The 12,397-nt window shown below is 28.6% G+C and carries 14 protein-coding genes, 1 pseudogene and 1 riboswitch; of the genes and pseudogenes, 8 read left to right on the top strand and 7 right to left on the bottom strand.

The window, feature by feature from the left end; translation table 11 throughout:
* The 5 genes and pseudogenes from ldh to VLM92_RS14050 all read left to right on the top strand — a co-directional run.
* Positions 1–524 (top strand): annotated as a pseudogene (gene ldh / locus VLM92_RS14070) (L-lactate dehydrogenase); the annotation flags it as partial.
* A gap of 95 nt (positions 525–619) precedes the next feature.
* Positions 620–1,435 carry a ZIP family metal transporter gene (locus VLM92_RS14065; protein ID WP_325276956.1) on the top strand — a complete coding sequence of 272 codons (816 nt, stop codon included), beginning with the start codon at positions 620–622 and terminating at the stop codon, positions 1,433–1,435.
* Positions 1,436–1,557: 122 nt separating this feature from the next.
* Positions 1,558–1,732, top strand: a riboswitch (cobalamin riboswitch).
* Between the two features lie 98 nt (positions 1,733–1,830).
* Complete coding sequence (locus VLM92_RS14060; RefSeq protein ID WP_331681780.1) at positions 1,831–2,739, top strand: ABC transporter substrate-binding protein; 909 nt, start codon at positions 1,831–1,833, stop codon at positions 2,737–2,739.
* Between the two features lie 206 nt (positions 2,740–2,945).
* A complete protein-coding gene (locus tag VLM92_RS14055) occupies positions 2,946–4,019 on the top strand; it encodes a lysylphosphatidylglycerol synthase transmembrane domain-containing protein (protein WP_325276955.1) in 1,074 nt (357 codons plus the stop codon).
* Between the two features lie 230 nt (positions 4,020–4,249).
* Positions 4,250–5,158, top strand: a complete 909-nt coding sequence (locus VLM92_RS14050; RefSeq protein ID WP_325276954.1) for an ABC transporter substrate-binding protein — start codon at positions 4,250–4,252, stop codon at positions 5,156–5,158.
* A 146-nt stretch (positions 5,159–5,304) separates the two neighbouring features.
* Here VLM92_RS14050 and VLM92_RS14045 read toward each other — a convergent pair whose 3' ends face one another.
* Positions 5,305–6,288, bottom strand: coding sequence for an ornithine cyclodeaminase family protein (locus VLM92_RS14045; RefSeq protein WP_325276953.1), 984 nt, complete (start codon positions 6,286–6,288; stop codon positions 5,305–5,307).
* A 480-nt stretch (positions 6,289–6,768) separates the two neighbouring features.
* Between VLM92_RS14045 and VLM92_RS14040 the strand changes: the two genes are divergently transcribed.
* The 3 genes from VLM92_RS14040 to VLM92_RS14030 all read left to right on the top strand — a co-directional run bounded on the left by VLM92_RS14040 (position 6,769) and on the right by VLM92_RS14030 (position 8,560).
* Positions 6,769–6,933 (top strand): hypothetical protein, encoded by a 165-nt coding sequence (locus VLM92_RS14040; protein ID WP_325276952.1) that lies wholly within the window; start codon positions 6,769–6,771, stop codon positions 6,931–6,933.
* A gap of 31 nt (positions 6,934–6,964) precedes the next feature.
* Positions 6,965–7,126 (top strand): hypothetical protein, encoded by a 162-nt coding sequence (locus VLM92_RS14035; protein WP_325276951.1) that lies wholly within the window; start codon positions 6,965–6,967, stop codon positions 7,124–7,126.
* Positions 7,127–7,303: 177 nt separating this feature from the next.
* Entirely contained in the window at positions 7,304–8,560 is a 1,257-nt protein-coding gene (locus VLM92_RS14030) for an MFS transporter (protein ID WP_325276950.1), read from the top strand.
* Positions 8,561–8,723: 163 nt separating this feature from the next.
* Here the strand turns inward: VLM92_RS14030 and VLM92_RS14025 are convergent, their stop codons facing one another.
* The 6 genes from VLM92_RS14025 to VLM92_RS14000 all read right to left on the bottom strand — a co-directional run bounded on the left by VLM92_RS14025 (position 8,724) and on the right by VLM92_RS14000 (position 11,985).
* Positions 8,724–8,936 carry a DUF1657 domain-containing protein gene (locus VLM92_RS14025; RefSeq protein ID WP_325276949.1) on the bottom strand — a complete coding sequence of 71 codons (213 nt, stop codon included), beginning with the start codon at positions 8,934–8,936 and terminating at the stop codon, positions 8,724–8,726.
* 102 nt (positions 8,937–9,038) lie between these two features.
* Positions 9,039–9,392, bottom strand: a complete 354-nt coding sequence (spoVAE, locus tag VLM92_RS14020; RefSeq protein WP_325276948.1) for a stage V sporulation protein AE — start codon at positions 9,390–9,392, stop codon at positions 9,039–9,041.
* Positions 9,393–9,407: 15 nt separating this feature from the next.
* Positions 9,408–10,412, bottom strand: a complete 1,005-nt coding sequence (gene spoVAD, locus VLM92_RS14015; RefSeq protein ID WP_325276947.1) for a stage V sporulation protein AD — start codon at positions 10,410–10,412, stop codon at positions 9,408–9,410.
* Positions 10,413–10,892 carry a stage V sporulation protein AC gene (gene spoVAC, locus VLM92_RS14010; protein WP_325276946.1) on the bottom strand — a complete coding sequence of 160 codons (480 nt, stop codon included), beginning with the start codon at positions 10,890–10,892 and terminating at the stop codon, positions 10,413–10,415.
* Positions 10,893–10,906: 14 nt separating this feature from the next.
* A complete protein-coding gene (locus VLM92_RS14005; protein ID WP_325276945.1) occupies positions 10,907–11,767 on the bottom strand; it encodes a DUF421 domain-containing protein in 861 nt (286 codons plus the stop codon).
* A gap of 11 nt (positions 11,768–11,778) precedes the next feature.
* Positions 11,779–11,985 carry a DUF1657 domain-containing protein gene (locus VLM92_RS14000; protein WP_325276944.1) on the bottom strand — a complete coding sequence of 69 codons (207 nt, stop codon included), beginning with the start codon at positions 11,983–11,985 and terminating at the stop codon, positions 11,779–11,781.
* Between the last annotated feature and the right edge of the window lie 412 nt (positions 11,986–12,397).

Here is a 12,397-nt window from a genome sequence, read left to right as displayed (position 1 = left end):
TAATAGGTTCGGGTACAACGCTAGATTCAGCAAGACTTAGATATACATTAAGTGAGAGGCTAGATGTAAACCCAAAGGATATAAATGCATATGTAATGGGGGAACATGGAGACTCTCAGTTTGTTGCATGGAGTTATGCTTTCTCTGGAGTTCAGCCAATATATCAAATAGCATCTAGAAAGGATAGCAAAATAAGATTTGATGACTTAGAGAATATAGAAGATGAAGTTAGAAATATAGCGTATAAAATAATAGAATGCAAAAAGTCTACATACTATGGAATAGGTATGGCTTTAACTAGAATAACTAAGGCTATACTTGAAAATGAAAATAGTGTACTTACAGTATCTTCATATTTAAATGGCGAGTACAATCAAGATGATGTTTATATATCAGTTCCAAGTATTGTAAATCAAGATGGAGTAAGAGAAGTTATACATTTAGCACTAGAAAATACAGAAAATACTAAACTAGATAATTCTATAAAGATAATGAAAGAAAATATAAATAAACTCGATATATAATCTAAAAGTAAAAAATTATAAACCGTAACATAATTATCCTAATATGAATATAGTTATTATACAGACAACCACTACAACATATAAGGAGGGACATTATGGAATGGTTTATGAGACTATCTCCTGTTATTCAAGCATTTATAGCGACACTATTCACATGGGGAGTAACAGCATTAGGTGCTGCAATAGTACTATTTTTTAAGTCAGTAAATAGAAAAGTATTAGATTGTATGCTAGGATTTGGAGCAGGGGTTATGATAGCAGCTAGTTTTTGGTCATTATTAAATCCAGCCATACAGTTATGTGAAGAAATTGGAGTTGAACCTGCTTGGCTTGGACCAGCGATGGGATTTTTAATAGGTGGACTTTTTATAATGGTTTCAGAAAAACTCTTAGATAAATTGTATTTTAGCAAAAGGGGAATTGATAAAACCGGTGAAATTGCTGTTGATTCTGTAAAAAGAAGCTTATTATTAGTGACAGCTGTTACACTTCACAATATACCAGAAGGAATGGCAATTGGAGTTGCTTTTGGAGGTGTAGTAGCAGGTGTTGAAGGAGCAACAGTATTTTCAGCAATACTATTAGCAATAGGAATAGGTCTTCAAAACTTTCCGGAAGGAGCAGCGGTATCTCTTCCTTTAAGAAGAGAAGGTTATAGTAGAACTAAATCATTTTTAGCAGGGCAGGCATCTGGGATGGTAGAACCTATTGCAGGAGTTATAGGTGCAATAGCTGCTATAAGTATGAGAAGTATATTGCCATTTTTATTAGCTTTTGCAGCAGGTGCAATGATATCTGTTGTATGTTCAGAACTTATACCAGAAAGTACTAAAGAAAATAAGAATTTAGCGACTATTGGTGTTGTATTAGGCTTTATAGTTATGATGATAATGGATGTTGCGCTAGGATAGATAAATTATAAAACGATAGTTAGATTAATTAATAAAAAATTACTATTTGTGAATAAATTACAAATTATATTGTTGCATATAAATTAATAATGAGATATCATAGAGAATAAGAAAAAATTTAATAAAATAAATAAGTATTAGGTGTCTATTAGACTTAATAGGGAATTAGATGAAATTTCTAAGCTACCCCAGTAACCGTAAAACTGATGAAATCTTAAAAAACCACTGCTTAAAGCGGGAAGGTAAGATAGTAGGATGAAGTTGAGCCGGGATACCTGCCAATAACTTAAAGCTAATATCTTCTGAGGGTTGGATATAAAGCTAAATGATAAAAGATAACTTTAAGCATACTCTCTGAGTATGCTTTTTTAAATTACAAATAAGGAGAATTAGAAATGACAAAAAGAATAACAGCGATTTTAGCTACGATTTTAGTAGTTACGTTAGCAATGGTTGGATGCACACCAAAAGAAAAAGTTGTAACAGATAGAGAAGGAAATGAAGTAAAACTTCCAAGTAATATGGAAAGAATAATATCAACAGCACCATCAAATACAGAAGTGTTAGTAGAATTAGGTTTAGCAGATAAATTAGTTGCAGTAGATAAATATTCATCAGATATAGACGGATTAGATAAAAATATTGAAAAAATAGATTTTTTAAATCCAGATGCAGAAGCAATAATAGCACTAGACCCAGATATAATAATAGCATCAGGACATAACAAAAGTGGAAGCAGCGAAGATCCATTTAAACTTATACAAGAAGCTGGAATAAGTGTAGTATGCATACCAAGTAGTGATAGCATACAAGGAATTTATGAAGATATAATGTTTATGGCGGATATTACTAATACTAAAGACAAAGGTCAAGAAATAGTAGACAACATGAAAAAACAAGTTGAAGAAATAAAAACTATAGGTGATACTATAACTGATAAAAAGAAAGTATATTTTGAAATAGCTCCAGCACCAAGTTTATATAGTTTTGGTAGTTCAACATTTTTAAATGAAATGATAGAACTTATTGGAGCAGAAAATGTATTTAAAAATGAAAAATCATGGATAAGTCCAAGTGAAGAAGCTATAATAGATGCTAACCCAGATGTAATATTAACAAATGTAGATTATGTAGAAAATCCAACTGAAGAAATAAAAGCTCGTAAGGGATGGGAAAATATAAATGCAATAAAAGAAAATAAAGTATTTATTATAAATTCTAATACATCATCTCGCCCATCTCAAAATGTAATCAAAGCATTAAAGGAAATGGCAACTTCTGTTTATCCAGAAAACTTTAAATAAAAATGTACAGTAAAAACTGGTATCCATTAGGAGCCAGTTTTTTTATATACAGAACTTTAAATATAATTTACTTAATGGTAAAATATTAAGTAAATTATATAACTGAAGCAATAAACCTAAGCATCTAAATAAGCTAAAAGTATTGCACGCAAGCAATAAAATAGTATATGATGTATTAATGGTTAATAAATATTAGGAGAGAGATTATGACAAAATTGACTAAGAAGAAAAACGCTTTTATACAATATGGATCCTTATTGTTTCTAATATGCCTTACAACCTACTTAGTATCTACAACTTTAGATATAACATTAATACCTCATATAATAAAAATAGTTAACAAAAAATATATAATGTTAGGAATCTTTTTAATGATAGTTTATATATTTTTTGAATCACTTATACTTCATATAATAATAAACTCAATACAAAAAACTAAGATGAAATTTATAGGATTTAAAATAGCTACAATGGGATTTTACTATAATCTAGTTACGCCATTTGCTTCTGGAAGTCAGCCAGTACAGGTATATACTTTAACACAGCATAATGTGAGTCTTAGTAAATCTATAGCCATAGTAACAAATAAAACAGTAATATATCAAACTATGGTCACAATTTACTGTGGATATTTTATAGCTTTAAATATAGAACTTTTAAAAATAGAAATGCCTTCAATAATGATATTAATGACAGCCGGAATGTGTATGAATGTATTTATGTTGTTTATCGGAATGCTAATAGTATTTAGCCCGAAAAAAATAAAATTTATAGTGAATTTTATTATAGATATATTATGTAGATTAAGGATATTAAAAAAAATAAAAAATAAAAAATCTCTTATAAACTTATATATAGATGAATACAGTCACTCTATAAAAATATTTATAAAAGATAAAAAAGCTTTAGTTTTTAGTTTGATATTAACATTTATACAACTTAGTATATTTTTCAGTGTAGCATATTGTATTTATAAAGCATTCAATTTAAGTGGTTTAAGTTATTTTAATATATTGACTCTTCAAGTATTTTTATATATGGCAGTGTCACCAGTTCCAACTCCAGGTAATGTAGGGGCCAATGAAATTGCATTTTTAACTATATTTGCAAATGTATTTCCAAAAGAACTTATGGGGTATGCAGTATTTTTATATGGAGGGTTTGTATATTATTTTATGGTAATAGTATGTGGAATGCTTACTATCAATACACATTACCATATGGGAAAATACAAAAGAAAAATATCTTATACAAAAATAAAGAGCAAAATTTTAAACTAGTTAAGTACGAATTTAACTTGATAATATATTAATAAATTTTAATATAAAAAGCCACATTTTACTGTGAATTGTGGCTTTTTATATTGTTTAATTTAATAAATATAAAAAAATCATATTAAATAAATAATTTTGACGACGTTTTGACATGGTTTTGACACAAAAAATACAAAATTATACATTATACTATATTCGTGTTAAAATTAGTAAAAATATCAGAGGGGGAATTAGAAATGATAAAAAAAATAACATCAATTTTAGCTACGATTTTAGTAGTTATGTTAGCAATGGTTGGATGTACAACAAAAGAAGAAATTATAAAAGATAGAGAAGGAAATGAGGTTACTCTTCCAAGTAAGATGGAAAGAATAATATCAACAGCACCATCAAATACAGAAGTATTAGTAGAATTAGGACTTGCTGATAAGTTAGTTGCAGTGGATAAATATTCAGCAGATATAAAAGGTTTAAATAAAGATATTGAAAAAATAGACTTCTCAAATCCAGATGCAGAAGCAATAATATCATTAAATCCAGATATAATAATAGCATCAGGACATAATAAAACTGGAAACAGTGAAGATCCATTTAAGTTAGTAAAAGAAGCTGGAATAAGTGTAGTATATATTCCAAGTAGTGATAGTATACAAGGAATTTATGATGATATAATGTTTATAGCAGATATTACAGATACTGATAAAAAAGGTCAAGAAATAGTAGATAACATGAAAAAACAAGTTGAAGAAATAAAAGCTATAGGCGATACTATAACTGATAAAAAGAAAGTATATTTTGAAATAGCTCCAGCACCAAGTTTATATAGCTTTGGGAATTCGACATTCTTAAATGAAATGATAGAACTTATTGGAGCAGAAAATATATTTAAAAATGAAAAGTCATGGATAAGTGCGAGTGAAGAAGCTGTAATAGATGCTAATCCAGATGTAATATTAACTAATGTAGATTACGTAGAAAATCCAATTGAAGAAATAAAAGCTCGTAAGGGATGGGAAAATATAAATGCAATAAAAGAAAATAAAGTATTTATTATAGACTCTAACGCATCATCTCGTCCATCTCAAAATGCAATCAAAGCATTAAAGGAAATGGCAACAGCTGTTTATCCGGAAAATTTTAAATAAAAATGTATAAAAAAACTGGCATCCATTAAGAGCCAGTTTTTTTATACAGAATTTAAAATATATGAAACTTAATGTTAAACTATTAAGTAAGGATTAGTTTTTCAATAAGTAAAATTAAAAAGTTTTAAATTAATATAATTAATGAATTACCAATTTATACCTATATTTCTTTTCAGTGCATTATCATATATTTTTTTTGCAGTAACAACGTCTTGGACTGCAATTCCTACAGTTTTAAAGACTATTATTTCTTCGTCGTTTTCTCTTCCTGCAATTTCATTATTTATTACTTGCCCTAATTCTCCATTGAAATCATCGTTACTTATTATTCCATCAGCTAAAGGAGTTAGTATGTCTCCTGATTCTGCTAATACAGCATCTGTTGATTCAAAGAATATTTTACTTGCGCGAGTTAAAACAGCTGGGTCAAGTTCTTGCATAGTTGGAAGATATGATCCTACTGCACTTATAGTAGCTCCTTTTTTTACTTTATTACCATCAAATACTGGTTTTTTTGCTGTTGTAACTGTAATTATTACATCTGCATTTTCTATAGCCTCATCTGATGTTTTAGCCACATTAAATTTTGTGTTATAATTACTTAATTCTTGGTTCATTTGACTCACAAATTTTTTCGTTTTTTCTATATCTATATCATATATGTATACTTCTTCAAGATTTCTAGATTCTATCATAGCCTCTAACTGAGCACTTGCTTGTCCACCAGTTCCTATTAATGCTCCTTTTTTTGCATTCTTTATTGCCAATATATCTAATGCTGCTCCTGATGCTGCACCTGTACGAAGTTGAGTCACATATGTTCCATCTAAAATTGAACACACTTCTCCAGTTGTTCCATCTAGTAGTAAAACTGTTGCTGGTGTTACAGGTTTTCCTTTTTCTTCATTCCTAGGGAATACCGATACTATTTTTACAGCTGCACAATCTAAATTTTCAATATAACCAGGCATAAATAACATTGTTCCTTCTTGCTTAGTTGCTGGTATAGTAGTTCTTAATGGAACTGTGCTTTTTCCCTCAGTATAAATTTTAAATGCTTCTTTATTTGCCTCTATAGCATCTCTCATTGTGAAAACTTCCTTGATATCCTTTTTGCTTAATAATAACATTAAAATCCCCCTTAGTTTTTATTCTTACATGTCTGGCAATCTTATTAAAGCATATTGATAAATAAATACTTTTAATAGACCTTCTTAGTAATTATTATATGTATTTTATTGGAATTTTAAAACTAAATTTCGACGAATACCACAAATAAATACTATTTTTTTATTATCCAATGATTTTAAGATATTATTATCTTTAAGCATTATTAAAAATTTTGGCTTAGAACAACCTATGTTTAGATGAGAGAATTATGTTTTTTTATATTACTTAATTTATAGTATTTCCAATATCATTTATGTAAGTTTACAAAAATGATATTGGAAATACTATTGTTCGCATTGATTAAAATATGAAAAAATACTAATAATAAATAATAGAATAAAAGTAAATTATATGAAAAATATAAAAAAAATTATAGTAGTAAAACTATTATATATGGACAACTTAAAAGTAAATCAAAATAAAAAAGAAAGGAAGAAATTATGAAAACTAAAAGAGAAGAGTTAGACAACAATAAAGAAATGAAAAAGCTATTAAAAGAAAATTCTACTAAGATGGAGATAGCTAAAGAGATACAGTCAAATAAAAAGATAGGAGATATAGTTGGAGAAAGACTAGCCAGAAAAAGACATTTTCCACCTTGCTAAAATCAAGTTAAAAGCTAGAGGAGTGAATTAAATGAGTGATAGCAGATTTTCAAATGGACATTATGAAGACGCCCTACAATATACGAAAGATGTACTTTCAAGTAGTTCCTCTATTTATGAAATAATAATTAATGCAAATATAGTTGAAGAAAGTAAAGAAGAAATGGAAGAAAGAATAAGTAAAATTAGATAGTTAAATATATAAAAGGGATGATTATAAACTATCATCCCTTTTATATATTTAATATTATGTTAATTAAAATATGAAGTAAAAAAATATATATAAAGAATATTTCGAGATAAAAGTTTTTATAAAATCATATAATTAAATTAAGGCGTAAATATTTTCATAGGAAAAGGGGTGATGAGTATGAAAAATTTACTTAGTACATATAAGGGATTGCCAAAAGAAATATATGTTCTATTCATAGGCAAAATAGTCAATTGCATAGGAGCATTTGTGCATCCACTTATGTCTTTGATTTTAACTCAAAGAGTAGGGATGTCAGCATTTGAAGCGGGTAAATTTATTACAATGTTAGCCATTTGTCAAGTGCCATGCATGATATTAGGAGGAAAATTAAGTGATAGCATTGGGCGTAGAAAGGTTATAATAGTATTTCAAATATTAGGTGCTAGCATGCTTGTAATCTGTGGGTTGCTTCCAACAACAGAATTAACTGCTAAAATAATGATATTATCAGCATGTTTTTATGCAATATCGTCACCTGCATATGATGCATTAAATGCAGATTTAACACATGAAGGTAATAGAAAAGAGGCTTATTCATTATTGTATATGGGTATAAATATAGGATTTTCTATAGGACCTATTTTAGGTGGTTTTTTATATAAAAACTACTTACCTTTAATATTTATAGGGGATGCATTCACAACTATTATAGCTTTAATTTTGTTTATTATATATGTAGAAGAACCGAAAAAAATTATAAGTAAAAAAGATATTTATGAAAAAGAAGAATATATGATAGATAAATATGCAAACACTTCTACAATTAAGGTTTTATTTCAAAAACCAATTCTTATTTTATTTCCAATAATAATGATTTTATATCAATTTTCATATTCACAATGGGGATTTTCTCTTCCTCTTCAAATGGGAGAATTATTTGGAGAAGATGGTGCTAAGTTATATGGATTTTTAGGAGCGTTTAATGCGGTTATAGTTATATTATCAACTCCAATATTAACTCATAAAACTAAAGAATATAATTCTTTAAATGTTATGTCATTAGGTGGAGTATTGTATGGCCTTTGCTTTTTAGTTATAGTTTTTTCAAAAGTAATGCCTTTGTTTTTCATAGCTGTATTTTTATTGACTTTAGGAGAGGTTTTAATTGCTATAAATAATTCAGCTTTTATAGCTAATAATACACCACCTTCACATAGAGGGAGAATTAGTTCTATAATTCCGATAGTATCAGGAATTGGATATGCATTAGGACCTATGGTAATGGGGAAAATTATCGACTCAAATGGTATTTTTATGGCATGGATGTTAGTTACAGTTGTATCGTTTATTGGAGCATTAGAGTTGATTTTATTGAAAAAACTAACCATAAAAGAAATTAAACATAAGAATCTGTTAAGCAGAAAGAACAATTGATAAAATCATATCTTAATTCATAGAGAATATAATATACACAGATATACAGTGAAAATACATACTTAATAAATGGAGATTTAGGTAATCTAGCAATAAAATAAAAAATCACATTTCTTGAATTAGAAATGTGATTTTTCTTGAATTAGAAATGTGATTTTTTATTTTATTGTGGTTCTTGTCTATATTGAGGTTCTTCGCTTTTTACAAAATCAACTCTACTTTCAACTTGTTGTGCCATATTTTCAGCAGTTTGAGCTAGTTGATTAAACATTTGTTTTGCATTTTGATCATCAGTATCTAATGAAAAAGTTTTAAATTGTGATGCTAAACCTTTAGCACCTGCTAATGCTTGTTCTAATTTATTTATTGTACTCATTAAAAAATCCTCCTTGTGTTATTTGCTCATTAAATATTATTTCCTTTTAAAAAAAATATATGTTACTAATAAAAAGTTAATTATAGAATGTTTATCCATTCCTTAACCTTTAGGCTTAAATATCAATGATGCCATAAATCCAAAAATTATTGCACAGGAAATCCCTCCACTAGTAACTTCAAAAATTCCTGTGAGGACACCAACTATACCATCCCGATTTGCTTCTGCTAAAGCTCCTTTAACTAAGGCATTTCCAAAACTAGTTATTGGGACAGAAGCTCCTGCTCCTGCAAATTTGATTAAAGGCTCATACAATCCCAATCCTCCGAGTATTGCTCCTGCTGAAACTAATATGCTTGTTGTATGAGCAGGAGTAAGTTTAAATACATCAAGCATAATTTGTCCAACAACACATATTGCCCCACCTACTAAAAATGCCCAAATGAACTTTTCCAATATTTAAACCTCCTTTTAAGTCATTTCTATGGATACTGCATGAGCTATACAAGGTATACTTTCTTTTTGTTGATATGAAATAGGAGATAATAAAGCACCTGTTGCTACAATTAATATTCTTTTCAATTCTCCTTTTTTCATACGATTAAGAAAATGTCCATAAGTTACAGTAGCAGAACATCCACATCCACTACCACCTGCCATAACAGGTTGATCTTCTTTATATATCATTATTCCGCAATCTGTAAATATTTCAGGCGGAATTTTTAATCCATGTTTAATCAATAAATCTCCTGCAATTCTATGTCCTATTTTTCCAAGGTCTCCAGTAGCAATAATATCATAATATGATGGATCAATATTTAAATCTCTAAAATGAGCCTCAATTGTATCAACTGCTGCAGGTGCCATAGCTGCTCCCATGTTAAATGGATCAGAAAGACCCATATCAACTACTCTTCCAATAGTAGCTGATGTAACACGTGGTCCTTCACCTTCACATGATAACAAACCAGTTCCAGCTCCAGTTACAGTCCATTGAGCAGTTGGAGGTTTTTGAGAACCATACTCTGTTGGATATCTAAATTGTTTTTCACATGATGCATTATGACTAGATGCACCCGCTAAAACATATTTTGCAGCTTTACTATCAATTAACAAGCTACCCAAAGCTAACCCTTGTATAGCACTAGAACAAGCCCCAAATATACCTAAAAATGGAGCTCCAAGAGTACGAGCAGCAAAAGAGCTTGAAATAATTTGATTCATCAAATCTCCACTTAGAAAAAATTGAATATCTTCTTTTTTCAGTCCAGCTTTTTGAATTGTTGTTTCACAAGCTTGTTCTAATAGTTTTTTTTCTGCTTTTTCATAACTGTCTTGTCCTAGCCATATATTGTCATGAAGAATATCAAAATCATCAGCTAAATTACCTCGTGCTTCAAAAGGACCTCCAACAGCAGAAGAAGAAATTATAACAGGTTTTGAATTAAATACCCATGATTGATGCCCTTTTAACATTTACATCCCACCTAACCATTTAATAGTAATTTTAATAAGAGCAACCACAAATGCTGAAAAAACGCCAAAAACAATTACTGAACCTGATAATTTAAACATATTTCCGCCTACTCCTAGAACATATCCTTCACTACGATGTTCAATAGCCGCAGAAGCCATGGTATTAGCAAATCCTGTAACAGGAATAATAGTACCACCTCCAGCCCATTGAGCAATATGATCATACACACCAAATCCAGTAAGTAAAACTGAAATAATAATTAAAATTGCTGTTGCTGGATCTCCAGCTGTTTCTTCTGTAAAATTAAAGTAGTTAATAAACATCCACTGTAGTCCTTGTCCTATAGTACAAACAAATCCACCAGAAATAAATGCTCTAAAACAATTGCGAAGAACTTTTCGTTTTGGTTCTCTAGCTTTTGCAAAATCTTGATATTCTTGTTGAATAGGAGTTAGTTTTTTCTTTTGCTTATTAGACATTTAATCATCACCTTCTAATGTAATAAATAAGGTTCTAGTTTTTTTACAATACCTTTAAGTTTTTGAGCGTTATTCGAATACATATCTTTTGCGTTTGAATTTTCTGTTTCTAATGCAAAACTAAGAAGATCAGCTTGAGTTTTTTCAAGGTTAGCATAAATCAATTCTTTTACTTGAGGCTTAGGAATTTGTATAGAATCTTGAAAAAGATCTACATATAAATCTCCAGAGGAATCTACTTGACCAATAAAAACATTATCTAAAGAGACTCCTAGACTTTCTAATTGTGTATTTAACCATCCTCGATTCAATCCTCTAGCAGTTAGAGCTTCATCAATTATATTTCCATCTAAGATTACTGTTTGAGATTCACTTTGTGGTGATACTTGTTTTCCTAAATCATGTGGTGTAATAGGTTTTTTATCTGATTTTAATAGAACGTTAATTTCACCAGTTGATTCCATTACAGCAAATTCAACATCCAGCAAATTAAACACATTTTTAGATCGTAATTCTCTTAATAGCTCTTCTGCTGTAAACCTTATTTGATTTAAATTTTCTTCCATAACTTTTCCATTTTTTATTAAAATTGTTTCTTTTCCATATACCCAATCATGAATTAATTTGCTTGCTAAACATAAATAATCTAGTCCTATAGAAAATAAAACCCAAACTACTAGAGAAATAAAACCAAATGCTAAATTTTTAATTATACCTGTTGAAATTAAAGCAACTAAAATTGCAATGACAGTATAACTAACAAAATTAAACGGTGTCATCCTAGCTAATTGTCTTTTTCCCATAATTCTAATAAATAGTAAAGTTAAAAAAAATAAACCTACTGATCTTATTAATAATTCAATCCAAGTTTTCATATTTACCTCACCTAATAACCTTTATATTGGGGTTCTTCAAATTCTAAAACTTTTATCCTTTCTTCTAAGTCATTAATTATTTCATTAGTTATATGTAGAGCTTCTTTATATGTTTCTTTTGTCTCTTGATCTTGAGTTTGTATTGAATATAGCCTTAAAGTACTTTGGGTACCTTTTAAACTAGCTAAAGTTTGTTTTACTTTAGCACTAACAGTCATTATTATCATCCTTTCTAGTGTATAACCTACTTTATATCTATTTTTTGCAATTATTCATTATTGATTCATAATATGAATTTTAAAAATATTGTAATAATTACCATATAATAATACTTTCAAAAAAATGTACATATTAATTTTTATTAGTTTTTAAAATATATATCTACAAAATCCTAGTTTAATGCTAGGATTTTTATTTTGAAAGAAATTAATAAATAAACATATATCATAACTATGGTAAAAAAAGAAAGGAGTTGGAAATAGTAAACTTGTTATCTAAGGTTGATACAAAGCTAAATAAATTGCCATGACATTAATTGTAAACATGTTTTTAGAGGAATTTATTTAAAAATGTAGAATTATGTAATTATATAGATTATAGGGAAGGAAGTTTTTTGTTTGACCTGGAATA

It is taken from the genome of Romboutsia sp. (genome assembly GCF_035470145.1).
Classification (GTDB): Bacteria; Bacillota; Clostridia; order Peptostreptococcales; family Peptostreptococcaceae; genus Romboutsia_D.
This window is presented reverse-complemented; position numbering and strand designations above follow the sequence as displayed.